Raw genomic sequence first — 23,435 nt, 5'->3', positions numbered from 1 at the left:
CGAACCCCAGCCGGCTCACCTGAGGTAGGCGTCCCAGTAGCCTGGCCTCGGCTCGATCTGCTCGACGACGTCGATCCACAACCCACTGGGGTCGGAGAAGCCGAACCGGCGCTGGAGGACACCACGGCAGCGCTGCACCAGCTACTCGGCTCACTGAGATCTGTGAGATCTGATGGCACCGCACTGGTTGCGGAGCGGGCTACAGTCGAAGACATGAGTGATCAACTTCCTTCTCCCGACAACGTGATCCTCAAGGGCATCCGAGAAGACCCCGACGCCGACGACGGGACGCGGGTCCTGGTGGACCGGCTCTGGCCCCGGGGCGTGTCCAAGGAACGTGCCGACCTGGACGAGTGGGCCAAGGACGCCACCCCCACCACCGAGCTGCGCCGCGCCTTCCACCACGGCGACCTACCCTGGCCCCAGTTCGTCGACGCCTACCGAGCCGAGCTCACCGAGCGGCCCGAGGCCGTCGCCGCCGTCGAGCACCTGCGATCCGAGGCCCTGAAGGGGCGAGTGACGCTCCTGTTCGCCGGCCACGACCACGTCCACAGCCACGCGCGCGTCCTGCGCGAGGCCATCCTCGGCATCGAGGAGGACCTGCGCTGAGCGCGGCCGAAGCCTCGTCGCGCTCACAAAAGCCGCCCGCACGCCGGAGGCGACCGGTGTGCGGGCGGCTTCAGGAACTGACCGGGAGTGTTCTCCGGAGGGCTCTCAGACGTTGAAGCCCAGGGCGCGCAGCTGCTCGCGGCCCTCGGGGGTGATCTTGTCCGGTCCCCACGGCGGCAGCCACACCCACTGAATGCGGACCTTATCAGCGATGAGCGATAGGGCCTGTTGGGCCTGTTCCTCGATGACGTCGGTCAACGGGCAGGCGGCAGTCGTCAGGGTCATGTCGAGCACGACGGTCCCGTCGGGCTCGATCGACACCCCGTAGAGCAGGCCGAGGTCAACGATATTGATGCCGAGCTCGGGGTCGATGACGTCTCGCAGAGCCTCCTCGATGGCGGCGACGTCGACGCCCTCGGGGCTGGCAACGGGGGCCGGTGCGTGCTGGGCGGCCATGGGGTTGTCGGCGGCAGCCGGCACCCCGCTGGGGTTCTCGCTCATGGCTTCTCCTTCTTCCTCGGAGGTCAGACGGTGGTCAGGCAGTGGGACGGTCGGGCTACTCGGGATCTGCCGTCTCGGCAGCCGGCAGGGCGACGCCGGACTTGGCCAGTGCGTCCTTGAGAGCCATCCAACCCAACAGAGCGCACTTGACACGGTTGGGGTACTTCGAGACGCCCTCGAAGGCCGCTCCGTCCTCGAGGTCGTCCAGGACGGCGTCGTCGACGCCCTTGCCACGCGAGTGCATGAGGGTGTCGAAGTCGGCCTCGAGGCGGGCGACGGTGGCCAAGTCGGCGCCGTCGACGAGGTCGTGCATGACGGAGATGGAGGCCTGGGAGATGGAGCAGCCGTCCCCCTCCCAGCCGACGGCCTCGATCCTGCCGTCCTTCACACGCACCCCCAGGGTCACCTCGTCGCCGCAGGTGGGGTTCACCTGGTGGCTGGTGGCGTCCGGGGTATCGAGGGCACCGGAGCCGTGGCGCTCACGGGAGTGGTCGAGGATGACTTGCTGGTAGAGCTGGTCTAGTTCGTTCATGCTCACCTCTGGAAGTAGCGACGGACGTCGGCGATCGCGGACAGGAAGCGGTTCACCTCTTCGGGCGTGGAGCACGCGCCGAAGGACAGGCGTGAGGAGGCGTGGATGCCGAAGTGCTGGTGGATCGGCTGGGCGCAGTGATGCCCGGTGCGCACGGCGACGCCGGCGGCGTCGAGCACCTGACCGACGTCGTGGGGGTGGACTCCCTCGATGGAGAAGGCGACCACGCCCAGGCGGTCGGCGGTGTCGGCGGGGCCCACCAGGCGCAGTCCGGGCACCTGGGCGAGGCCATCGAGCACATGTCGGGTCAGGACCTGCTCGGTGGCGTGGAGCCGGTCCAGGCCGATCTCAGCGAGGTACTCCACGGCCGCGCGCCACCCGGCGGCCTGCGCCAGTGGCTGGCTGCCGGCCTCGAAGCGGGGCGGACCGCTCATGAAAGTCGACGACTCCATGGTGACGACCTCGATCATGGAGCCTCCGGTGAGCACCGGCGGCATCGCTGCCAGCAGCTCCTCGGTGGCCACGAGCGCGCCGATGCCGGTGGGGCCGAGCATCTTGTGGCTGGAGAGCACCATGGCGTCCACGCCGGCGGTGTTGAGGGCGCGGAAGTCCAGCGGGAGGTGGGCGGCGGACTGGCAGGTGTCCAGGACGACCAGTGCACCGGCCTGCCGGGCCCGCGGCGCGATGAGGTCGAGCGGGGTGATCGCACCGGTGACGTTGGAGGCGTGGGTCAGGGCCAGGACGCGTGTGCGCTCGGTGATGACGTCCAGCGTGGCGGTGTCGAGGCGTCCGTCCTCGGTCAGGTCCAGCCAGCGCAGGGTGGCGCCGGTGCGGCCGCACAGCTCCTGCCAGGGCACGAGGTTGGCGTGGTGCTCGGCGCGGGTGACGACGACCTCGTCCCCCTCCCCGATGACGAGGCGCTGGGCCGGGTCGTCGGCCGCAGCCGGTGCGCCGCCGCGGGCGGCCGATCGGCCCAGGCTGGCGTGCCCGATGGCCAGGGCGACGAGGTTGATGGCCTCAGTGGCGTTCTTGGTGAAGACCAGCTCGGCGCCGCGTGCGCCGACGAAGGAGGCGACGGCGTCACGGGCGTCCTCGAAAGTGGCGGTGGCCTCGTCGGCCAGCTGGTAGGTCGAGCGGCCCGCCGCACCGTTGGAGGTGCGGTAGAAGTCGGCCTCCGTGGCGATGACGCCAGCGGGCTTCTGGCTCGTGGCGGCCCAGTCCAGGTAGGCCAACGGTTCACCATTGCGGGCGGGTCGCTCGAGGTAGGGGAAGTCGGAGCGGATCGCGGCGACCTCCTCGGCACTGAGCGCGCCTACGGAGGAGGTCCCCGGAGACGGGGCCGTGGACTGGGTCATGACGTGCCTTTCCGATTCGATGCGAACTGTGCCGGGCATGCTCGCCGCCGGCCGGGCACCGAGGTCACGAGGAACCTTAGTACCCCTGTCAGTGCCGGGGCCGACGACGCGGGTATGCGGCGGCGCGTCGTCGGTTCCCGCACAAGTAGCGCTGGTCAGGCGAGGAAGCGGTCGTAGCCCTCTTCCTCCAGGCGCTCGGCCAGGTCGGGGCCGCCGGCCTCGGCCACGCGCCCGTCGACGAAGACGTGGACGTAGTCGGGCTTGATGTAGCGCAGGATGCGCGTGTAGTGGGTGATGAGCAGGAAGCCGGCGTCCGACTCGCTGTGAAGGCGGTTGACGCCCTCGGAGACGATGCGCAGGGCGTCGACGTCCAGGCCGGAGTCGGTCTCATCCAGGATGGCGAAGCGGGGGCGCAGCAGCTCCATCTGGAGGATCTCGAAGCGCTTCTTCTCCCCGCCGGAGAAGCCGGCGTTAACATCGCGCTGGGAGAAGGCCGGGTCCATGCGCAGGTTCTTCATGGCCTGGTTGACTTCACCGACCCACTGGCGCACCTTGGGCGCCTCGCCGTCGATCGCGGTCTTGGCGGTGCGCAGGAAGTTGGCCACGGTGACGCCAGGAACCTCCACGGGGTACTGCATGGCCAGGAAGAGGCCGGCGCGGGCCCGCTCGTCCACGCTCATCTCGAGCAGGTCGACGCCGTCGAGGAGGACCTCGCCGTCGGTGACCTCGTAATCGGGATGGCCGGCGATGGAGTAGGCCAGGGTGGACTTGCCCGAGCCGTTGGGTCCCATGATGGCGTGGACCTGATTGGAGTCGACGGTCAGGTCGACGCCCTTGAGGATGGGCTTGGGGCCGTCATTCGTGGCCACCTGGACGTGGAGGTTCTTGATCTGCAAAGTGCTCATGCGACGTTTCTTTCAGCTGGATTCTGGTCAGGTTACGGGTGGGCGGGCCGCAGTGCGGGTCCGGCGCGTCACCCGGCCGCCGGAGCGGCGCTGGGCGCGGGGTCCTGGTCGGTGCGGGCAGCGATGAGACCGGTGAGCTCGAGTTCCTTCTCGATGGCGGCCATGAGGCGCTCCTCGACCTCATCGACGCCGATCTCGGCGACGATCTCGTTGAAGAAGCCCAGGACCACGAGGCGACGGGCCTCGACCTCGGGAATGCCGCGGGCGCGCAGGTAGAACAGTTGCAAGTCGTCGAAGCGACCGGTGGCGCTGGCGTGGCCCGCGCCCTCGATGTTGCCGTTCTCGATCTCCAGGTTCGGCACGGAGTCGGCCTTGGCGCCCTCGGTCAGGACAAGATTGCGGTTGAGCTCGTAGGTGTCGGTACCGCGGGCGGCATGACCGATGAGGCAGTCCCCCACCCACACGGCGTGGGCGCCCTCGCCCTGCAGGGCGCCCTTGTAAGTGACGCGGGAGTAGCAGTGAGGCTCGGTGTGGGCGACGTAGGGGCGGTGCTCCTGGTGCTGGCCGGCGTCGGTGAAGTAGACGCCGTAGGCGTCAATGCGCCCGCCCTCGCCGGAGAAGCCCAGGTCGGGGCAGATGCGCACGTCTCCGCCGAGGCTGACGACGACGTGCTTGAGGACGCCCCGGCCGGTGACCTTCACCCGGTGGTTGGAGGCGTGGACGGCGTCGTCCTCCCAGCCCTGGACGGTCACCAAGGTGAGTTCGGCACCGTCGGCGACCGTCACCTCGACTCCCTGGGTCAGGGCGGCGGCGCCGGTGTGGTCGAGCACGACGGTTCCCTTCGCGCCGGACTCGGCGGCGACGAGGATGTGCTGGGCGGTGGGGCGGGCGAGCTCCGGGTCCTGGCCGACGACGTTCAGTCTGGCGGCCCGCTCCAGCTGGGCGCCCGACTCCAGGGTCAGCACGGTGGCGGTCTCGACGCCGTTCCAGGCGGTGACGCCGGTGCGGTCGACTGGGGCGCCCACGGTGCCGATGCGGGCGTCGCTGCGCGGGACGGTCTCGAGGCGTGCGCCCTCGGGAAGGTCGGCCTCGACGCGGATGGCTCCGGCGGCGACATCGGCCTCGCTTGCGGCGGTGGCTGTGCGGATGGTGTCAAGGTCGAACAGCGGGGCGAAGCGCTTCATGGGCGTGAAGCGCCACTCCTCCTCGCGTCCGCGCGGCACCGGGATGTCGGCGGGGTCGAAGGAGGTGGGGCGATCAGCGCGCGAGGAGACGTAACGCGGCCCGCCGTGGGAGTGGGCGCCCTCGAGCGTGGCGCTCGAGTGGTCGGTGGAGAGTTCAGGCATGTGGAGGTGCTCCTTGGCCGGTACCCGGCCGATGTGATCAGGTGTGTTTCGAAAAGCTGAAGACGCTCGCTGAGATGGTCCGGCCCAGCGGCCTCAGCCCACCGAGTTCTCCATCTGCAGCTCGATGAGCCGGTTGAGCTCGAGGGCGTACTCCATGGGCAGCTCGCGGGCGATGGGCTCGACGAAGCCGCGCACGATCGTGGCCATGGCCTCGGTCTCGGTCAGGCCGCGCTGCATGAGGTAGAAGAGCTGGTCAGCGCTCACCTTGGAGACGGTGGCCTCGTGGCCCATCTCGACGTCGTCGGTGCGCACGTCGACGTAGGGGTAGGTGTCCGACCGGGAGATTTCGTCGACCAGGAGCGCGTCGCACAGCACGTTGGACTTGGAGTGGCGGGCGTTCTTCATGATCTGCACCAGGCCGCGGTAGGCGCTGCGTCCGCCGTGGCGGGCGATCGACTTGGAGACGATGTGGCTGGAGGTGTGGGGCGCCATGTGGACCATCTTGGCGCCGGTGTCCTGATGCTGGTCCGCGCCGGCGAAGGCGATGGACAGGGCCTCGCCGCGGGCGTGCGGGCCCATGAGGAAGACTGCCGGGTACTTCATGTTCCGCTTGGAACCGATGTTGCCGTCGACCCACTCCATGGTGGCGCCCTCCTCGCAGGTAGCGCGCTGAGTCACCAGGTTGTAAACGTTGTTGGACCAGTTCTGGATGGTCGTGTAACGCACGCGGGCATTCTTCTTGACCACGATCTCCACGATCGCCGAGTGCAGGGAGTCAGTGGAGTAGATGGGGGCGGTGCATCCCTCGACGTAGTGGACGTAGGAGTCCTCGTCGGCGATGATGAGCGTGCGCTCGAACTGGCCCATGTTCTCGGTGTTGATGCGGAAGTAGGCCTGGAGCGGGATCTCGACGTGGACGCCCTTGGGGACGTAGATGAAGGAGCCTCCGGACCACACGGCCGTGTTGAGGGCGGCGAACTTGTTATCACCGGCCGGGACGACGGTCCCGAAGTACTCCTTGACGAGCTCGGGATACTCGCGCACGGCGGTGTCGGTGTCGACGAAGATGACCCCCTGCTCCTCCAGGTCGCCACGGATCTGGTGGTAGACGACCTCCGACTCGTACTGGGCAGCTACGCCCGCCACGAGGCGCTCACGCTCAGCCTCGGGGATGCCGATGCGGTCGTAGGTGTTCTTAATGTCCTCGGGCAGGTCGTCCCAAGAGTTGGCCGGCCGGTCCGTGGAGCGCACGTAGTACTTCACGGCGTCCATGTCGAGCTGGGACAGGTCCACGCCCCAGGTGGGCATGGGCTTGCGCTCGAAGGTGGAGTAGGCCTTAAGGCGCTTGGCGAGCATCCACTCGGGCTCGCCCTTGATGGCGGAGATCTCGCGGACCACCTGCTCATCAAGGCCTCGCTTGGCCTTCTCGCCGGCCTCGTCGGAGTCGTGCCAGCCGAAGTCGTAGCTCGTTGAGATCGAGTCGATAATCTCGTCGTCGGTGCTACGCGCAGTCTCGGTTGTTGGCAGTGTCATCGGGTTCCTTCCATTCGCTTGGCCTCCAGGCCTCGCGTCTTAGCCGCCGCCCGGACAGCGCGCTTGCGCAGCGCGGGTATGGCGATCGGAATATGGGTGGTGCAGACGTGCTCGCCTCCGGCCAGGGTGGCCAGGCGCTGGACAGGGACGCCCACGAGACGGGAGATCGCCTGCGTCTCGGCGTCGCACAGCTCGTGGAACTCCCCGGCGACGTCGCGCACGGGGCAGTTGCCCTGGCACAGCTGGATGGCGAAGGAGCCGTCCCCAACGTCGCGCACCGAGGCGGCGTATCCGTCGAGGGTCAAAGCGTCGGCGAGGGCACGAGCGCGTTCCGAAGGATCCTTGCCCGCCGACTCGACGACGGCGGCGTAGCGACGCTCGAGGTCACGCCCCCGTGCCGCAGCGAAGGAGTCGACCGCCTTGTCTCCGGCGACCTGGGACAGGTAGCGCAGGGCGCGATTGGCGAGGTCGGAGTAGCCCTCCGCGAAGGAGGTGCGGGCCTTGGGCGTGAGGACATAGTGCCGAGCAGGACGCCCGCGTCCGCGCTTGCCCGAGAGGGCGGGACTGTGGACCTCGATCTGCTCGGCCTCCTCCAACGCGGTGATGTGCCTGCGTACCGCGGCCGGCGTCAGACTCAGGACCTTGGCGAGCTGGGCCGCCGAGACCGGCCCCTTCTCAGCAATGAGGTCGAGAACGCGCGCCCGGGTAGAGTCATCGTCGTTCTGCGCCATGACTGCTCCTCCCCTTAGTCGCTGCGACGCCTCGCTGCCTGATCGTGTACGGCCGGTTCGACCACGTCCTTGTTGGCCGAGAGCTCCCAAGAACCGGCTTGGGGGCCGGCCCAGGATCGGCCGCGGGGCGTCACTGGTCGTCGTGCCACGAGTTTAACCAAGATCATGCTTGCCGAATTCAACGCTGGCAAGTTCATGACGGGACGTCGCGAGGTGGGATTGAACACGTTACCCAATCAAAGGTAACCCTTACCCAGGAATGCCTAACTAGTCGGCGCTCAGGGCGCCCGGTCGTGCGCATCGGGAACTGCGTTTCCCATCCAGAACGTACTTCTCCCGCAGACGACTGGGGGCAGACCCCAGTCGTCTGCGGGACAACGCAGTTCTCGATCGACAGGTACGTTCCCGAGCTCGGCCGGCGCGGTCCGACGTAACCGTGGAGGCCGCTTTGAGCAGGCTGATCCAGGCAGAAGCGACCCGGCACCTGCCTCGCCACCCGGCCTGAGTTGCACAGTTTGGGCTGGCTCGTGTTTCTCGTTGGGGTAATTCGTTGGAACGGTGCGTGAGATGGTCGTTTCGGACACTGAGCAGGCCCTTGCTGGGTGAGCCCGTACCTGCGCAAGGTGAGGACAGCTTCGGGGGGCCACGGCCGCTCAGGTCCAACCACGTTTTCTCCGGAGCATGTCGCTTGTCCGCTATAGGGACTGCAGCCTCTCAGGCCCGACTACATGCTCTCCGGGCTGCGCAGCCAGGGGGCGTCGGCGGGGCGCAGCTCGGTCCAGCCGCGAGCGCGGGCCTGGGCTGTGGCCAGGATCCCCAGCACGGTGGAGGGGTTGTGCAGACGCCCGTCCATGACGGCGTCGAGGACCTCGTCGAGGCGCACCCAGGTGGGCACGAACTCGGCCTCCTCGGCCTCGCGCGGGGTCCGCCTCTCCTCGGGCAGCAGGCTCAGGTTCTGGGCGAGGAAGATCCGGGCCCCCTCGGTAGTGAAGCCGGGAGAGGCGTAGAACTCGGCCAGCGTGTTCCAGGTGGCCGCGACGTAGTCAGTCTCCTCAGCGAGCTCGCGAGCGGCCGCGACGGCGGGAGCCTCTCCCGGTACGTCGAGCAGGCCGGCGGGAATCTCCCACAGACAGGCTCGCACGGGGTGGCGGTACTGGCGGATCATGAGGATCTCCGGGGCGCCGTCGGCTTGGGAGGAGTCCGGCCCCTCGCGCAGGGCGATGACGGCGACGGCGTCGTGATGGACGACGACCTGGCGGGCGACCGGCTCCTGGCCGGGGGCGAGGCGCACGTGGTCGGCGTCGACGGCGAAGATCGGCCCGCTCCAGACCCGCTCGCTGGAGACCAGCTCCCGACCTGACTCGCGTACGTCGACGAGCCTGCTCGTGTCACTCACGACGTCGTCGTTCTTGGCGGCCCTGCTGTCCGTCCTGTCCACGCCTGGCTCCTTCACTCGTTGTCCGCGTCATCGCTGCGCGCATCGGCGTACTTGATGGTATCGCTGTTACCGCTGTTGGCACCGGTGAAGCGCTCGGCCGGCTCATCGTCTGGGACAGCGTGTTCCCCACTCCGGTGAGAGGCGTAGACCTCCCGACGACGATCCAGTCCTGCGCGCACAAGCGCGGTGAACAGCGGGTGGGCCCGGGTGGGGCGGGACCGGAACTCGGGATGGGCCTGGGTGGCGACGTAATAGGGGTGCCAACTGCGGTCGAGCTCAACGAACTCAGTGAGGCGGCCGTCCGGGGAGGTACCGCTGACGCGTAACCCCACCGAGGCCAGGCGCTCCCGGTAGCCGTTGTTGACCTCGAAGCGGTGGCGGTGGCGCTCACTGACCTCATTGGTTCCATAGGCCTCGGCGACGATCGAACCTTCCGTCAGAACCGCTGGGTAGGAGCCCAGGCGCATGGTGCCTCCGAAGCTCCCGTCACCTTGGACGATCTGGCGCTGGGAATCCATAGCGGCCACGACCGGATCAGGAGTGTCAGGCTCCATCTCAGTGGACGAGGCCGCGCTCAGGCCCAGGAGATTGCGAGCGGCCTCGATGACCATGCACTGCAGCCCCAGGCACAACCCAAGGGTCGGGACGCGGTGCTCCCGGGCCCAGCGCAGAGCGCCGACTTTGCCCTCGATCCCACGCACGCCGAAACCTCCTGGTACGACGATCGCGTCGACGCCAGCAAGGGCACGCTGGGCTCCCTCAGGCGTCTCGCAGATGTCGGAGGCCACCCAGCGGATGTCGACGCGGGCGTGGTTGGCGAAGCCGCCGTGACGGATCGCCTCGGAGACGGACAGGTAGGCGTCGTGCAGGTCGACGTACTTGCCTACGAGCGCCACCTCGAGGCGGTGCCTGGGAGCGTGAACGCGTTCGAGCAGGCTGTTCCACTCGGTCCAGTCGACGTCGCGGAAGGTCAGGCCCAGTCGCTGGACGAGATAGGCGTCCAGGCCCTCGCGGTGGAGGATCGGAGGAACCTCGTAGATGCTGGCGGCATCCTTGCACTCGACGACGGCGTCGCGGTCGACGTCGCACATGAGTGCCACTTTGCCTTTGATGCCCTCGGGAAGGGGCCGGTCGGTGCGCAGGACGAGGGCATCGGGCTGGATCCCGATGTTGCGCAGTGAGGCCACCGAGTGCTGGGTGGGCTTGGTTTTGAGCTCTCCAGCGGCGGACAGGAAGGGGATGAGGGATACATGGACGAAGGCGACGTTGTCGCGCCCTAGATCGGCGCGCACCTGTCTGGCGGCCTCGAGGAAGGGCTGGGACTCGATGTCGCCGACGGTGCCACCGATCTCGGTGATGATGACGTCGGGGAGGTTGCCGTCGTCGTCGGGCTCGGCCTGAGCGCGCATGACTCGCTTGATCTCATCGGTGATGTGCGGGATGACCTGAACGGTGTCGCCGAGGTACTCCCCTCGCCGCTCCTTTGCGATGACGGTGGAGTAAACCTGTCCGGTGGTGGCGTTGGCCTTGCCGGAGAGGTTCACGTCGAGGAATCGCTCGTAGTGCCCGATGTCGAGGTCAGTCTCGGAGCCATCGTCAGTGACGAAGACCTCGCCGTGCTGGAAGGGGTTCATCGTGCCAGGATCGACGTTGATGTAGGGGTCCAGCTTCTGCATGACAACGCTGATGCCGCGGGCCCGTAGGAGCCGCCCCAGGCTCGAGGCGGTCAATCCCTTGCCGAGGGAGGAGACGACACCGCCGGTGACGAAGATGTGGCGCGGTACGGGAACCTGGGTGGGCTGAAGACGTGAGGCTGCGTTGATCACGGAGTTTCAACGTAGCAGGTCCGACGAAACCTGGCCGACGCACTAGCGTCCTGCCTACGTCATCTGCGCTCAGTCCTGAGCCAGAACCGCCTGGCGCAGCTGGGTGGCCAGGTCATCGTGGCCGGGCAGCTTCCGCGCGGCCTCGCGGGCGTTCTGCTGAGCTCGGGAGCGTGCCTGCGGGCCGGTCAGGAGTTCGGTGAGGGCCCCGGCGATGGCCTGGGCCTCGGGGGCGACGAGGATGGCCCCTCCCCTGGCGGTCACAGCGGTGCCGCCGACGTCGGTGGCGACGATCGCAGCACCGGCGCGCAGGGCCTCTTGGATGGTGAGGGGCTGGCCCTCCCACAGACTGGTCTGGACGACGGCGTCGGCGGTCTCCATGAGAGAGGGCACGTCGGACCGCCGTCCCAGGAGGGTCACCGGAAGATGCTCAGCGGCGATGCGCTCGGCGGCCTCCTCGCGGCCGGGGCCGTCTCCGGCGAGGGCCCAGGTGAAGGCTGGCAGGCGTCCGGCCTCGACCTCGAGGGAGAGGGCCGCAGCGACGTCGAGGAGCAGCGACAGGCCCTTCTGCGGCGCCAGGCGGGCGACGGTCAGGATGCGGGCACCCTCCTGGGGCCAGACATCCTCCGGCGCCGTGGAGCCCGAGGACGTCGGCTCGGAGGACGGATGCGGGACCGGAGCGGGGATGACGGCGAGCTCGACGCGCGCGGCACCGAGGCCCCGCGCCCGCTTGGCCAGGTCGGGGCTGACGGCCAGGACGAGATCGGCGCGCGAGGCGATGAGGCGTTCAAGCCCCTGCCCTACCAGGGTGGTCAGGCGGCCTCCGACGGTGAGGTTGTGGAGGGTGACGACCAGCCGGGTGCGACCGTGCCTGCGTCGGCCCAGGGCGAGGGCGGCCAGGGCACCGGCGCGCAGGCCGTGGGCGTGGACGGTATGGGCCCGGTGCCCCAGGCGACGCAGCCTGGCCACGACGCGAGAGTCGCCGAGACTCGGACGGGCACCGATCTCGAGTGCCTCGGCGCGGGCAGGGGCGAGGTCCAGCCCGTCCAGGACCACGGCGGGGGCCTCGACGATGACGTCGTGCCCGTCAGCGGCCAGGATCCGGGCGCAGTCGGCCAGGTGCGTGCGGACCCCTCCGGCGGCCGATCCGCTGACCTGGAGGATGCGCAGGCGTCCAACGGTCTGCTGCGGGGCGTCGGCCTCTTTCGAGCTGCTGACGGCGCTGGTGCTCATGCCTTCTCCTTCTTCTTGTCCGCGGGGTTACACATGTCCGTGGGCGCCGCCTGGGCGCTGCGCATAGTCCTCAGGAGGCTGCGGTCGGCCAGGTGGATCGCCGCCAGGACAACGCCGGCGGCGGCGACCGCCCCCACCACGGCGGTCAGAACCGCCAGGGTCAGGGAGGCCACGTGAGTGGTTGCCACCCGGATCGCCAGACCGGCAGCGAGGGCCACCGGGAGCCCCGTGGCGAGGGCTGTGAGGATCGGGCGCAGCACCCGGACTCCCATGATGCGGGCCAGGGCTGTCAGCAGGCCGACTCCCGCAACCGTCATTCCCACGGTGGTGCCTACTCCGAGTGCAACGAGGGTGGCTCTACCGTCCCCGCCCGACGGCGCCATGAGGCGCACGCACGCAGTGGAGGCCAGTGCGACCGTCAACCATCCCGCCGCAGTGGCGTGTGCGGCGGGCCGGGAGCGGTCGGCGGCGAAGAGAACCCGGGTGACCTGGTAGATGAGGGCGTAGCCGATCAGTCCTGGGGCCAGGACGGCCAGAGTCTGCCCCATCCCATCGACCTGTTTGAAGGAGAAGAAGCGCTCGGCGGCGTCGCTGGCGGCCAGGAGCATGGCCGTCCCGGCGACGGCGACGGCGGTGACCAGAGCGGTCGAGGTGGCGACCAGGCTGGTGACGGTGCTGTCCACGCTGTCGGTGCCGGACGCGGCCCGCTGGTGGGTGGCGGCCTCGAAGGCTGCAGTGAGGCGGGGGTAGAGGACGGTGGCCACCGGGACGGCCAGCACCGCGTAAGGAAGGACGTAGACGGCCTGCGTGTACTGGTAGACGGCTGCCGTGCCGGTCTGTCCTCCCCAGCGGGCCAGGGCCAGGACCGCCAGGACGCTCAGCTGCTGAGCCAGGATCGTCCACACTCCGGCTCCGCCCAGGCGCAGCGCCCGCCGGGCCTGGGAACCGCCCAGCCTCAGGGTGGGGCGCAGTCCCAGTTCTAGTCGGTAGACCGGCCATAGCAGCGGCAGGCTGAGTGCTGCAACTCCGAGAGTCGTTCCCCATCCGAGGATCTGCAGGGCGGGGCCGGAGGCCGCGTCGTCGCCGCCAGCCAGCGCCCCGTAGAGGCCGTAGGTCGCCATGACTACGAGGCTGGAGAGCATTGGTGTCAGGGCGGGCCAGGTGAAGCAGTTGTGGGCCTGGAGGACACCGGTGAGAACCACCGCCACCCCGTACATGGGCACCTGGAGGGCGAACATGCGTAGGAAGGAGGCGACGAGCTCGTGCTGGAGCGCGGGGTCGACCCCCTGGGAGGTGGGGAACAGGGCGGCAATGGGGGTGGCGAGGACGATGAGGACCAGGGACAGTGGGGTCAGGACGGCCAGGACCAGTCCGAACAGTCCGGAGGCAGTGGCGGTGACCTCCTCGCGCCTGCCCGCGGCGATCGGGGCGGCCAGGAGCGGGACGACGGTGGCTGCCAGGACGCCACCGACGACGACCTCGTAGAGAGTGTTCGGAAGCTGGTTGGCCGTGGTGTAGGCGCCCGCCACCGTGCCGGTGCCGACGGTGGCGGCCTGGACAAGCCAGCGCAGGAAGCCCAGGACGCGTGACAGGAGGGTCAGGCCGGCGACTGACCCGGCCACCGAGAGTAGGCCGCCGCGGCGTTGCTGGGTTGTCATCAGGGGCGGCGCCCCAGCCCGTCGAGCGCGGCCAGGGCCGGGGTGTCGGCGATGACGCGGGAGAAGGAGACCTTCTCGCTGGCCAGGATGAGGCCCACACCGCTCAGGGCGGCTCCGGCGCGCACCGCCCGGCAGGGGTGGCTGGCCAGGGCGGTTCCCAACAGGGCGCCGACGGCGTTGGCCCCGGTATCGCCCAGCATCGTGTTCTCCAGGAGGTCCTCGGGCAGGGCGCTGAGGCTGATCCCCAGTGCGCCTGCGGCCAGCAGTCGGGTGGGTTCGCCGCCGTGCCCGGGGGTGGCCAGCAACGGGGTGCTTACGATGGTGGCGGTCTTGAGCGCCCGGCCGGGTCGCAGGTCGAGGAGGTTGAGCAGGTTCGCCCAGGAGGCGATGACGACGGCGCCCGTTGCGGCGTCGACGGCGCTTGCAGCCAGTGCCCGTCCGCCTGCGGCCGCGCTGCGGTCACGGGCCAGCAGGACCCCGCCGACGAGAGCTCCCGAGCCGATGACGGCGATCTTGAGGACCCCGGTGGTGACGCATCCGCGGGCAAGCGCGGTCAGGTGGCCCTTGAGCCCCTTGACGGGGGCGTCGCCGTCATGGGCGCCGGCGTCAAGGTCGTCGACCAGTCCGGCGCACCCTCCGGCGGTCGTCGCGAAGACGGCGGCGAGTCGCACCCGTGAACCGCTGCGCGGTGCCGAAGAGCGTGACGCGGATGCGCCGCGCAGGAGCCGGCCGGTCTCGATCGCGGCCATGACCGACCCGGCGGCGACTCCCACGCCCCCGCGCAGGTTCACGGTGCGCCCGTGGAAGTTGGTCCGCTCCAGGCTCTGGGCGATGGGCGCCAGGGAGGTGGACCAGGACAGGGTGACGCCCGCCGCCTTGATCCCCGCCTGCGCCAGGCGTCGGGCGCAGGTGCTTACTCGCGTGATCGTGCCAGCCATGGTCTCAGCCTAAGGCAGGGTGCGTCTGAATCGCCGCGACAGCGCCCCTGCGACGGGCCCGAGCCATCTGCACCATAGGGCTACTAGGGGCTATGAGAGCTATGAAGGCTATGGAAACTATTTCGTCACTGGCGGCATGACGGCGTCCGCGCCCTTGTCGAAGCCGTAGTGGCCCACGGTTCCCGCCTGGGTGGAAGCCAGTGCCAGGGGCGTGGAGACAGAAGCGGCGATCTGGCCGACTGAGTCGACGGTGGTGATCTTCTCGCCCTCGGAGCGGATGACGGCCACGACGTTGTCGTCGCCGTCGGCGGAACCGACGACGACCGTGGTCGCCCGGGAGGCCGTGCCCGCCAGCGCCTTGGCCCATGCCTTGGGGTCCTGGCCCGGGGAAGCCTCGACCGTGGCCTGCTTGGCGGAGGCCGCCTGGGGGCGGGGGCCAACGACGACGATCATCTCGGCCGGGCCGGTGGGAGTGGAGTCCACGGTGACGAACGGCGTACCGGAGGTGTCCACGGACAGCAGGTCCATGAGGGCTCGGGAGGAGTCGTCATTGCTGGTGAGAGCCTTGGCGAGCCCCTCGCCCAGGATGCCGTTGGCGTCCTTGGAGCCGGTGCTGCCCAGGTTGCCCTGGATCTGGCTGGAGAAGGTGGAGCGATAGCTCTCGCGGGACAGGTCCACCCAGGTGGTGGTCAGGCTGACTCGGCCGGTGACGGAGGCGCCGGCGGTCTTGAGCTGGGTGGCGACGGCATCGGCGTCCTCGGCCTTGGCCTCGGGCAGGAGCACCAGCGCGACGTTCTTGGAGGCCAGGCTTCCCGGCAGAAGGCTGGCAGCGGCCTGGGTGATGTAGGAGTCGCGCTCGTTGACGGCCGTCTCGGTCTGCTCGAGCTTGGTCTGCGTGGCGTTGCGGTCCTCGCGCAGGGCGGTGACCTGGTCGTTGAGAGCGGTCCCCAGTGAGTTCTGCAGCGGACCGGCGCCCAGGACGACGCCGACGGCGAGGGCCAGGAAGACGGAGATGAGCGATACCAGGTGATAGCGGAAGTCGATCATGGTTGAGACCTTGAGGATGACCGTGAGAGGGGCTGCCTCTCGGATGGGCGGGAGTCGTTAGACGGTGGGCGAGTTCGGGGCCAGACCCACCAGTGAGCGGAAGAAGTTGACGATGTCGTCCCACACGGCACCGGACAGTCCTAGGAAGGTCTGCCCGCCCGGGGTGGCCATGAGGGCGATTGCCAGGGCGAAGGTGCCCGACAGAGCCAGGAGCAGCAGCCACCATCCTGAGATGCGGGTGCGGTAGAGCTGGGAGACGCCCTTGGCATCGATGAGCCGGCCGCCGACCTTGAGCCGGGTCAGGAAGGTCGAGGACATGCCGGCGCGTCCCTTGTCGAGGAACTCCAGCAAGGTGGCGTGCGTTCCCAGGGCCACGATGATTTCGGCACCGGCCTCATCGGCCATGAGCATGGCGATGTCCTCACTGGTGCCGGTGGCGGCGAAGACGTGATGATCGACCCCGAGCTCCTCGACGTGGGCCAGGCCCGGAGCACGCCCGTCGCGGTAAGCGTGGACGACGATCTCGGCGCCGCAGGCGAGCGCCTTGTCGGATACGGAGTCCATGTCTCCCACGATCATCGTCGGTTTGAAACCGGCCTCCAGGACGGCGTCGGCTCCCCCGTCGACACCGATGATGATGGGCTTGTACTCGCGGATGTAGGGCTTGAGCGCCTGGAGGTCCTCCTTGTAGGAGTAGCCGCGCACGACGACCAGGACGTGTCTGCCGTTCATCTGGGTGGACAGGGTGGGCATGCCGACGCCGTTGAGGAGCAGGTCCCATTCGCCGCGCATGTACTCCATGGTGTTGGCGGCGAAGGCCTCCAGCTGAACGGCCAGTCCCTTCTGGGCCTCCTCCATGGCGTCGGCGACGGTCTGCTTGGTCTGGACCGTCCCTTCGGCGATGACCTGTTCCTTGCCGTCGATGCGCACGGTGCCGTCCTCAACCGCGACACGCTGGCCGTCGTGCAGACGCATGACATCGGGGCCCAGATCGTCAATGAGCGGGATACCCGCATCGAGAAGGATTCCCGGCCCGAGGTTCGGGTAGCGCCCGGAGATCGACGGGGAGGCGTTGAGGACTGCGGAGGGGCCGCACTCGACCAGCGCCTCGGCGGCCACCCGGTCGATGTCGGTGTGGTCGATGATCGCGATCTCACCGGGCTGGAGGCGTTTGGTGAGCTTCTTCGTGCGCGCATCGACGCGCACGACACCGCTGGGATGCTCGGGGACAGACCCAGACTTTCTGCGGAAGGGATTCTTCACGGCTCGGATTGTCCCACGACTGCTTCCCGGAGAAGCTCAGCGGCGTGCCGGACCGCGGCCTGGGAGTCCTCGTGGCCCGATAGCATCCTGGCCAGCTCGCGTTCTCTCTCCTGGCCTTCGACGACGAGGACCTGCGTGCGGGTGCGTCCAGGCTCGGACTTTCTCACATTCTCCCGAGGCTCTTCGGCGGGCCCCCAGAGCGCTGCGTCGAGAACGGGGGCCGGGGGCTCGGATCCGGTTTCCGATCCGGTCACCGGGTCGGAAACGGTCTCCTTGCGCACCACCAGGTGGGTATCGGCCCAGGCCGCAACCTGGGCCAGGTGAGTGACCACGACGACCTGGTGATGGCGCGCCAGACGCGCCAGGCGCCGACCGATCTCCCTGGCCGCGCGCCCTCCCACACCGGCATCGATCTCGTCGAAGACGAGGGTTCGGGTGTGGGTTGCGGGGCGCGCCGAGGCGGAGGCGTCGGCGAGGACCACCTCCAGAGCCAGCATGATGCGCGACAGCTCCCCTCCCGAGGCTCCCTTGCCCAGGGGCAGGGCGGGGGCGCCGGGGTGGGAGACGAGCTCGAGAGCCACGCTCTCGAGGCCGGTCGGCCCGGGCTCATCGAGTCGGTCCAACGAGACGACGAGTTGCGCCCCTTTCATCTCCAGGCCTTCGAGCTCGGCGGTGACGGCCTCCTCCAGTTTCTCGGCGAGCAGTCGACGCGCCCGGCTCAGCTCCTCGCCGACATCGACCAGTTCCTTATCGGCCTTGGCCAGGCGCTCGGCCAGCACTGCGGCGGTGTCCTGGGGCCCGTCGAGCTCGCCCAGGCGCGCGGCGGCGCGCTCGCCCCAGGCCAGGAGTGCGTCGACGTCGTCGAGCTGCTCCTGGGGGCCACCGATCTCCCGGCAGGCGCGGGCGAGCTCACCGCGGCGGTCCTGGACCTGGGCGAGGCGGGCGGGGTCGGCACTCAGAGAGGACAGGTAGCCTCCCAACTCGGCGGCGATGTCGGCGGCGTCGATACCCAGGCGCTGGGTGCGTGCGGCCAGCTCGGCCAGGGCAGGGTCGCGGTCGGACTCGGCGGCCAGATCGCGCTGCGCGCAGGCGATGAGCGAGACGACGTCGGGCGCTTGCCCGACGGCGGCATCCTCCCCGCTCAGGGCGGTGCGGGCCCCGGTGGCGGCTCTGCGCAGGTCCTCGGCGTGGTCGAGCCGTTCGGCCTCCGCCGTCAGGTCCCGGTCCTCGCCGCCGCGGGGGTCGAGCTCCTCCAGGGCATTGAGCCAGGTGCGCAGCTGCGCCACCTCGGCGTCCCTGGCCTGCGCCGAGGCCTGCCACTCCTCGAGGGCGTGGGCCGCCTGCCGGCGCGCCTGGTAGGCCTGGGAGTAGCGGCGGCACAGGGCGGCGTGGTCGGGACCCCCCAATGAGTCCAGGGCGGCGCGCTGGGCCGCCGCCGAACGCAGCCGCAGCTGGTCGGCCTGGCCGTGGACGGAGACCAGCCGGCCTCCCACCTCGCTGAGGACCGAGGCCGGAACGGAGCGGCCTCCCAGGTAGGCGCGGGAACGGCCGGTGGACGGGACTGTGCGCGAGGCCAGGAGGAGGTCGTCGTCGAGGTCGGCGCCGGCCTCGAGGGCGCGGGCGGCGGCGCGCGAGTCGGGGTCGACGAGGAAGGCGCCCTCGACCAGGCTGCGCTGGGAGCCCGTGCGCACGATGGTGGTCTCGGCGCGCTGGCCCAGCAGCAGCCCGAGCGAGGTCAGCACCATCGTCTTGCCGGCGCCGGTCTCACCGGTCAGGGCGGTCAGGCCGCGACTGAGGGGGAGATCGGCCTCCTCGATGACGCCGAGGTCCTCGATGTGCAGGGACTCGATCACGCTGGCCCTCCCGCGGGCGGCCGGCCGCCCGCTACGACGGCCGGCTGATCCTCCGGATCGTCCGTAGCGTCATCGGCAGCATTGGAGGCCCGCCAGCCCTCCACGGGCAGGTCGAACTTGCGCACCAGGCGGCTGGCGAAGGGGGCCTCGTTGAATCGCGCCAGGCGCACCGGGCGCTCCGCGCGGCTGACGCGGATCCGGGCGCCGACGGGCACGTCCAGACTGCGCCTTCCGTCGCACCAGATCTCGGCGGCCCCGAAGCCCGCTCTTTGGATGACGACCTCCATGCACGACTCGGGTCCCAGGACCAGGGGACGGGTGAACAGTGCGTGCGCGGCCACCGGCACCAGCAGCAGAGCCTCGACCTCGGGCCAGATGACGGGACCGCCGCAGGAGAAGGCGTAGGCGGTCGAGCCGGTGGGCGTGGACATGATGAGGCCGTCGCAGCCGAAAGAGGAGACGGCCTGGCCGTCGACGCCGATGGCGACCTCGAGCATGCGTGCCCGGTCGCGCTTCTCCAGGGCGGCCTCGTTGAGCGCCCACTCGCGGGAGACAGTCCCATCCGGGGAGATGACCTCGACGTTCAAGGTGGTGCGGGTCTCGACGGTGTAGCGGCCTGCGACAAGGTCGGCGACGACCTGCTCGATGCCGTCGGGGTCGGCCTCGGCCAGAAAGCCGACGTGCCCGGTGTTGATGCCCACCAGGGGGATGTCGCGTTCGCGGGCGGCTTCGAAGGCGCGCAGGATCGTTCCGTCGCCCCCGAGCACGAGCACGAGGTCGACATGGGCGGTGCACTCCGGTCCGACGGGCTCGACTCCGTGGGCGCGCAGCGCCGCCGAAGCCCGGGCCACGGCGGTGGCCGTGGGCGCGCTGGGCCTGGGGACGGGCACGGGTTTGTCATTGAGATCGCGCTGCAGGAGCATGACGCGGGAGATTTTCTGACGGCGAGGATGCGCTCCTGGCCGCCCCGAGGAGTCGGGGTGGGCCGGCTCCACCGACTCAGTCGGACCGGCGGTACCTGCGGGGCTCAGTTTGCTCATATGTGGGTCCTTGTTCTGCTTCGGCGGGAGTCGTCTGCGGCGGGTCCCTCGGCGACGGCGCGCTCGACCTGGGCGCGCAGTTGGGCTCCACGCAGGTCCTCGGGGCCCCCGGCGCGGGAGGCGTGCATGTTCAGGAAGTACTCGACATTGCCGGCGGGACCGGGCAGCGGGGAGGCGGTCACGGCGTCGACGCCCATCCCCAGGGAGTGGGCGCGCTCGGCCACGGTCAGGACGGCCTCCACGTGGAGCCCCGGGTCGCGCACCACTCCCCCGTGCCCGATCCGGTCCCTGCCCACCTCGAACTGGGGCTTGACCATGAGCAGGAGGTCGGCGTCGTCGGCGGCGGCGCGCAGCAGCGGCTCGAGCACCAGGGTCAGGGAGATGAAGGACAGGTCGCCCACCACCAGGCCGGGAGCCGGGGCGATGGCTGCGGGGTCCAGTGTGCGGATGTTGGTGCGGTCCAGGGCACTGACGCGGGGGTCAGAGCGCAAGGACCAGGCCAGCTGGCCGTAACCGACGTCGACGGCCACGACGTGCTCGGCGCCGCGGCGCAGGAGGACGTCGGTGAAGCCGCCAGTGGAGGCGCCGGCGTCCAGACAGCGTCTGCCCTCGATGCGAGGCGCCAGACCGCGCTCACCCAGCGCATCCAGAGCGCCGGCGAGCTTGTGGGCGCCACGCGAGACGTAGTCGTCTCCGCTGGGGGTGTGGATCTCGATGGCCTGCGCCGGGTTGACCTGCCGGGCGGGCTTGGTGACCACAGCGCCGTCGAGGGTGACGTGTCCGTCGGTGATGAGGGTGGCGGCGTGGCTGCGGGAGCGGGCCAGTCCACGGCGCACGAGCTCGGAGTCGATGCGGATGAGTCTGGCCATGTCAGCCTTCCGCCTCATGCAGGACAGAGGCGAGCTCCTCGTGGATGGCGCCAAGGGCGGCGGCCCGATCTTCCAAGGGCATCTGCCCTATCCCGGTGAGCCGATCGGTGTGGTCGGTCAAGCCGTGGGCCATGGCCAGTGCGGCGTCGGCGCGCGAGGGCGCGGGCAGCGGAGGCCCGGGATTCGCCGGACCTGCGGGCGCACCCGTCAGCGGGGCCCCCCGGTTGGCGGCTTCCGGTTCGTTGTGGCTCAATTCCTGACTCACCTCGACGTGGTTGGCATGCGCGCTGCTGCTACGCCTCTTTCCCTCCCGCGGAGTATTCCCGACCTCGGCCGGGTTCTCAGGGAGCAACGACTTCGATGTCGGGAAGATCCAGTGCAGTGGCCCCGCCCCGGGCCTCCTGGGCGTCGGCCCAGTCCCAGGCGGCAACGGCCAAGGCCCGGTAGGAGTCCAGGTCGATGCTCGTCGGGCTGCCGTCCCGGGAGGTCACGGCTCCCCCGTCCTGCAGTTCGAGCCCGGAGTCGACGACGCGGGCGCGCCGGCCGCCGACCTGCCACCACTGCTGGCCGCCCTGCTCGACTCGTACGGGTTCGGGATGCGGCTCGGTCAGGCCGCGCAGGTCGGTGTGAAGGAAGCTGGGACGTTCGGTGGCCGCAGCGGTGATGACATCACGCGCGTCTGAGACTCCGGTGAGGACGTGGAGCCCGGGAATGCCGGCGGCCCGGGCACCGACGTGATCGGTGTTGAGGCGGTCCCCGACGGCCAGCGGCCTCGTACCGCCGGCGCGTTTGAGGGCGCGCGTGTAGATTCCGGGGAAGGGCTTGCCCCCTGCGAGGGGCTCCTTGCCGGAGGCGTTGACGACGGCCGCCACGAGGCTGCCGTTGCCCAGGGCGAAGCCCCGCTCGGTCGGCAGGGTTGCGTCGAGGTTGGTGGCCACGTGGAGGGCGCCGGCGTTGATGGCGTAGACGCCCTCGGACAGGAGAGCCCAGTCGACTGCCGGGTCCCATCCCTGGACAACGGCGACTGGGCCGTCCTGTGCGCTGCCGGTCACCTGGAAGCCCTCGTCCAAGAGGGCCTGACGTACGCCGTCGCCGCCGACGACGAGGACGGTGGAGCCGGGCTCGATATGCTCGGTGAGCATCGCGGCCGCGTCCATGGCGGCGCTGAAGATTTCCGTGGTCTCGGCGATGATGTCGTTGGCGGCCAGCTTGTCCACGACCGTCTGAGGCGCCCGCGAGGCGTTGTTGGTGACGAAGGACAGGCGCATGCCGGCGGCGCGGGCGGCGTTGACGTTGTCGGCGGCGTGCGGGACTCGGGCCTCACCGGCGAAGCAGACGCCGTCGAGGTCAAGCAGTGCGACATCGTATTCGGTGCACAGGGGCCGCTCGCTGCCCAGGAGGGTGGCGGGAGCGTCGGCGGAAGTCTGCTGGGACGGGGTCATCGGGGCTCCTCAGGGAGGTCGTCGGTCGCAGTCATCATCGGGTCCGGTGTGCCGGCCGCGTCATCTGGGGAATCAAGCGACGGCCCATCCGCATCATTTGCTGTCGAGGACACCGAATCGTCCTCGGCGGCCTCCAGTAGCTCGGTCATCTCTGCCTCGACGCGCTCGGCGAAGGACTGTGGCCACTCGGCGTCCTCCTGGTCGGCAGGTTCGAGGTCCGACGGCTGGCCCCCGGTAGGCGCTTCTGAGGCGGCTGGGGCCTCAGCGCCCCCGGCCCGATCGTCGGCCCCCAGGGAGCCCTGTTCCTGCATCTCGGCATCGTAGTCGTCCTCGATATCGAAGACCTCGACCTCGTCCTCCTCGATCGGCTCGGCGCCGATGCGGTCCCGCACGGCTGCGGCCTCCTGGTGACGGCCGAGTTCCTCGAGCCGGTCGGCGCGTACGGAGTGCAGGCGCCTGAGAGTGTCGCTGTCGGAGGGGCGGGCTCGGATGGCGTCCTCGATGACGATGAGACCGAGGTCGGTCTGACCCAGCTCGTGACGGAGGCCGGAGACGACCATGGCCAGCTCGGCTCGCTCGATCTCGTCGAGTTGACGCGGGTCGGTCGCTTTAGCCGCTTGGAGGGCCTTGTCCAAATGGCCTAGGGCTCGTTCGCAGTCGACCTCGATGGCTCGGTGAAGGTCGAGTCCGGAGAGTCGTCTGGCCGCGCGGATCTCTCGAAGCGCCTCGCTGTAGTGTCCCGCGAGGTAGGCGGCGATGCCGGCGGTCTCGCGTACGACGGCGACGCGCCCGGCGTGGGAGGCGGCATAGCGTGCGTGCTCGTAGGCGGTCTGAGGGTCGTCGTCCAGCAGGCGCTGAGTCATCACCAGGTGGCGGGCGACGTTCTCGGCATTGGCGCGTCCCAGGGCACGAAGCTGGCCCTTTGCGCCCCGCTCAAGGTCGCCCGGTTCGACGTCGTCGGGGATACTGGGCTCGGGGATGCGCTGGCGCTGCGGCGGGCGACCTCGACGCTCGTCCTTCCCCTCCCTGGGGCCTCCGCTTCCGGAGCGGCTGTTGGAACGCCCAGATTTGTTATCACCGCGGACTGGGCGCCGTTCGTCCGAGCCTCCGTCCCTACGGCGCTCTGCGCGCCAGTCATCCCGCCGTCTGTGCTCTGCGCCGGTCCCGCCCTCATCGCGGATGCGGCCCTGGGAACGCCTCCGCCCATCGTGCGAGTCGCTGCTCCAACCGGAGTGATGGCTGCGACGAGAACGGTCGTCCCCGTCATCGAAGCGCTTGCGTCGACCGAAGCCGTGACGGTCACTGTCCCGACGATGCCG

Annotated in this window: 22 protein-coding genes; 1 reads left to right on the top strand and 21 read right to left on the bottom strand. The window is 69.7% G+C overall.

The genetic code is table 11. The features are described 5' to 3' along the window. Nucleotides 1-15: 15 nt before the first annotated feature. Nucleotides 16-138, bottom strand: coding sequence for a hypothetical protein (locus tag FK256_RS14770; RefSeq protein WP_280525787.1), 123 nt, complete (start codon nt 136-138; stop codon nt 16-18). A 75-nt stretch (nt 139-213) separates the two neighbouring features. On the opposite strand from FK256_RS14770, the gene FK256_RS08365 reads away from it, so the two are divergent. Next, nucleotides 214-609 (top strand): DUF488 domain-containing protein, encoded by a 396-nt coding sequence (locus FK256_RS08365; RefSeq protein ID WP_141424439.1) that lies wholly within the window; start codon nt 214-216, stop codon nt 607-609. A 105-nt stretch (nt 610-714) separates the two neighbouring features. Here FK256_RS08365 and FK256_RS08360 read toward each other — a convergent pair whose 3' ends face one another. The 20 genes from FK256_RS08360 to FK256_RS08265 form a co-directional block, all read right to left on the bottom strand. Beyond that, a complete protein-coding gene (locus FK256_RS08360) occupies nt 715-1,110 on the bottom strand; it encodes an iron-sulfur cluster assembly protein (protein WP_141424438.1) in 396 nt (131 codons plus the stop codon). Between the two features lie 55 nt (nt 1,111-1,165). Next, nucleotides 1,166-1,642, bottom strand: coding sequence for a Fe-S cluster assembly sulfur transfer protein SufU (gene sufU, locus FK256_RS08355; protein ID WP_021605405.1), 477 nt, complete (start codon nt 1,640-1,642; stop codon nt 1,166-1,168). A 2-nt stretch (nt 1,643-1,644) separates the two neighbouring features. Then, on the bottom strand, nt 1,645-2,997 hold the full coding sequence (locus tag FK256_RS08350; RefSeq protein WP_141424437.1) for a SufS family cysteine desulfurase: 1,353 nt from the start codon (nt 2,995-2,997) through the stop codon (nt 1,645-1,647). 155 nt (nt 2,998-3,152) lie between these two features. Beyond that, nucleotides 3,153-3,902, bottom strand: coding sequence for a Fe-S cluster assembly ATPase SufC (gene sufC / locus FK256_RS08345; protein WP_141424436.1), 750 nt, complete (start codon nt 3,900-3,902; stop codon nt 3,153-3,155). Between the two features lie 68 nt (nt 3,903-3,970). Then, a complete protein-coding gene (gene sufD / locus FK256_RS08340) occupies nt 3,971-5,248 on the bottom strand; it encodes a Fe-S cluster assembly protein SufD (protein WP_021607208.1) in 1,278 nt (425 codons plus the stop codon). A 93-nt stretch (nt 5,249-5,341) separates the two neighbouring features. Continuing rightward, on the bottom strand, nt 5,342-6,781 hold the full coding sequence (gene sufB, locus FK256_RS08335) for a Fe-S cluster assembly protein SufB (protein ID WP_021607209.1): 1,440 nt from the start codon (nt 6,779-6,781) through the stop codon (nt 5,342-5,344). Further along, a complete protein-coding gene (locus tag FK256_RS08330; RefSeq protein ID WP_009233189.1) occupies nt 6,778-7,512 on the bottom strand; it encodes a helix-turn-helix transcriptional regulator in 735 nt (244 codons plus the stop codon). The genes sufB and FK256_RS08330 overlap by 4 nt, the downstream gene beginning before the upstream one ends. Before the next feature lie 724 nt (nt 7,513-8,236). Next, nucleotides 8,237-8,908 carry an NUDIX domain-containing protein gene (locus FK256_RS08325; protein WP_141424631.1) on the bottom strand — a complete coding sequence of 224 codons (672 nt, stop codon included), beginning with the start codon at nt 8,906-8,908 and terminating at the stop codon, nt 8,237-8,239. Between the two features lie 53 nt (nt 8,909-8,961). After that, nucleotides 8,962-10,776, bottom strand: coding sequence for a CTP synthase (locus FK256_RS08320; RefSeq protein ID WP_141424435.1), 1,815 nt, complete (start codon nt 10,774-10,776; stop codon nt 8,962-8,964). A gap of 69 nt (nt 10,777-10,845) precedes the next feature. Then, nucleotides 10,846-12,006, bottom strand: coding sequence for a glycosyltransferase family 4 protein (locus tag FK256_RS08315; protein ID WP_141424434.1), 1,161 nt, complete (start codon nt 12,004-12,006; stop codon nt 10,846-10,848). Further along, nucleotides 12,003-13,664, bottom strand: coding sequence for a murein biosynthesis integral membrane protein MurJ (gene murJ, locus FK256_RS08310; protein ID WP_141424433.1), 1,662 nt, complete (start codon nt 13,662-13,664; stop codon nt 12,003-12,005). The genes FK256_RS08315 and murJ overlap by 4 nt, the downstream gene beginning before the upstream one ends. After that, entirely contained in the window at nt 13,664-14,602 is a 939-nt protein-coding gene (locus tag FK256_RS08305; RefSeq protein WP_141424432.1) for a hypothetical protein, read from the bottom strand. Before FK256_RS08305 ends, murJ begins: the two co-directional genes overlap by 1 nt. Nucleotides 14,603-14,719: 117 nt before the next feature. After that, nucleotides 14,720-15,649 carry a copper transporter gene (locus FK256_RS08300; RefSeq protein WP_141424431.1) on the bottom strand — a complete coding sequence of 310 codons (930 nt, stop codon included), beginning with the start codon at nt 15,647-15,649 and terminating at the stop codon, nt 14,720-14,722. 57 nt (nt 15,650-15,706) lie between these two features. After that, a complete protein-coding gene (gene steA, locus FK256_RS08295; protein WP_141424430.1) occupies nt 15,707-16,912 on the bottom strand; it encodes a putative cytokinetic ring protein SteA in 1,206 nt (401 codons plus the stop codon). After that, nucleotides 16,909-18,765, bottom strand: a complete 1,857-nt coding sequence (gene recN, locus FK256_RS08290; RefSeq protein WP_141424429.1) for a DNA repair protein RecN — start codon at nt 18,763-18,765, stop codon at nt 16,909-16,911. Before recN ends, steA begins: the two co-directional genes overlap by 4 nt. Next, nucleotides 18,762-19,688: an NAD kinase gene (locus FK256_RS08285; RefSeq protein ID WP_244936327.1), complete on the bottom strand. Its 927-nt coding sequence runs from the start codon at nt 19,686-19,688 to the stop codon at nt 18,762-18,764. Before FK256_RS08285 ends, recN begins: the two co-directional genes overlap by 4 nt. 113 nt (nt 19,689-19,801) lie before the next feature. Further along, nucleotides 19,802-20,674: a TlyA family RNA methyltransferase gene (locus FK256_RS08280; RefSeq protein ID WP_039894633.1), complete on the bottom strand. Its 873-nt coding sequence runs from the start codon at nt 20,672-20,674 to the stop codon at nt 19,802-19,804. Nucleotide 20,675: 1 nt separating this feature from the next. After that, the gene (locus FK256_RS08275; protein ID WP_244936289.1) at nt 20,676-20,939 is read right to left on the bottom strand and encodes a hypothetical protein; all 264 of its coding nucleotides are present in this window, start codon (nt 20,937-20,939) and stop codon (nt 20,676-20,678) included. A 76-nt stretch (nt 20,940-21,015) separates the two neighbouring features. Beyond that, a complete protein-coding gene (locus FK256_RS08270; protein WP_021607221.1) occupies nt 21,016-22,116 on the bottom strand; it encodes an HAD-IIA family hydrolase in 1,101 nt (366 codons plus the stop codon). Continuing rightward, on the bottom strand, nt 22,113-22,979 hold the full coding sequence (locus FK256_RS08265) for a tetratricopeptide repeat protein (RefSeq protein WP_141424629.1): 867 nt from the start codon (nt 22,977-22,979) through the stop codon (nt 22,113-22,115). Before FK256_RS08265 ends, FK256_RS08270 begins: the two co-directional genes overlap by 4 nt. Between the last annotated feature and the right edge of the window lie 456 nt (nt 22,980-23,435).

The sequence above is a fragment of the Actinomyces johnsonii genome (assembly GCF_006546835.1).
GTDB lineage: Bacteria > Actinomycetota > Actinomycetes > Actinomycetales > Actinomycetaceae > Actinomyces > Actinomyces johnsonii.
This window is presented reverse-complemented; position numbering and strand designations above follow the sequence as displayed.

Excerpts from the sequence above, each read along its gene's own strand:
- FK256_RS08365 (WP_141424439.1), top strand. The coding sequence starts at position 214 with ATGAGTGATCAACTTCCTTCTCCCGACAACGTGATCCTCAAGGGCATC.
- FK256_RS08360 (WP_141424438.1), bottom strand. The coding sequence starts at position 1,110 with ATGAGCGAGAACCCCAGCGGGGTGCCGGCTGCCGCCGACAACCCCATG.
- sufU (WP_021605405.1), bottom strand. The coding sequence starts at position 1,642 with ATGAACGAACTAGACCAGCTCTACCAGCAAGTCATCCTCGACCACTCC.
- FK256_RS08350 (WP_141424437.1), bottom strand. The coding sequence starts at position 2,997 with ATGACCCAGTCCACGGCCCCGTCTCCGGGGACCTCCTCCGTAGGCGCG.
- sufC (WP_141424436.1), bottom strand. The coding sequence starts at position 3,902 with ATGAGCACTTTGCAGATCAAGAACCTCCACGTCCAGGTGGCCACGAAT.
- sufD (WP_021607208.1), bottom strand. The coding sequence starts at position 5,248 with ATGCCTGAACTCTCCACCGACCACTCGAGCGCCACGCTCGAGGGCGCC.
- sufB (WP_021607209.1), bottom strand. The coding sequence starts at position 6,781 with ATGACACTGCCAACAACCGAGACTGCGCGTAGCACCGACGACGAGATT.
- FK256_RS08330 (WP_009233189.1), bottom strand. The coding sequence starts at position 7,512 with ATGGCGCAGAACGACGATGACTCTACCCGGGCGCGCGTTCTCGACCTC.
- FK256_RS08315 (WP_141424434.1), bottom strand. The coding sequence starts at position 12,006 with ATGAGCACCAGCGCCGTCAGCAGCTCGAAAGAGGCCGACGCCCCGCAG.
- murJ (WP_141424433.1), bottom strand. The coding sequence starts at position 13,664 with ATGACAACCCAGCAACGCCGCGGCGGCCTACTCTCGGTGGCCGGGTCA.
- FK256_RS08305 (WP_141424432.1), bottom strand. The coding sequence starts at position 14,602 with ATGGCTGGCACGATCACGCGAGTAAGCACCTGCGCCCGACGCCTGGCG.
- FK256_RS08300 (WP_141424431.1), bottom strand. The coding sequence starts at position 15,649 with ATGATCGACTTCCGCTATCACCTGGTATCGCTCATCTCCGTCTTCCTG.
- FK256_RS08285 (WP_244936327.1), bottom strand. The coding sequence starts at position 19,688 with ATGCTCCTGCAGCGCGATCTCAATGACAAACCCGTGCCCGTCCCCAGG.
- FK256_RS08280 (WP_039894633.1), bottom strand. The coding sequence starts at position 20,674 with ATGGCCAGACTCATCCGCATCGACTCCGAGCTCGTGCGCCGTGGACTG.
- FK256_RS08270 (WP_021607221.1), bottom strand. The coding sequence starts at position 22,116 with ATGACCCCGTCCCAGCAGACTTCCGCCGACGCTCCCGCCACCCTCCTG.
- FK256_RS08265 (WP_141424629.1), bottom strand. The coding sequence starts at position 22,979 with ATGACTCAGCGCCTGCTGGACGACGACCCTCAGACCGCCTACGAGCAC.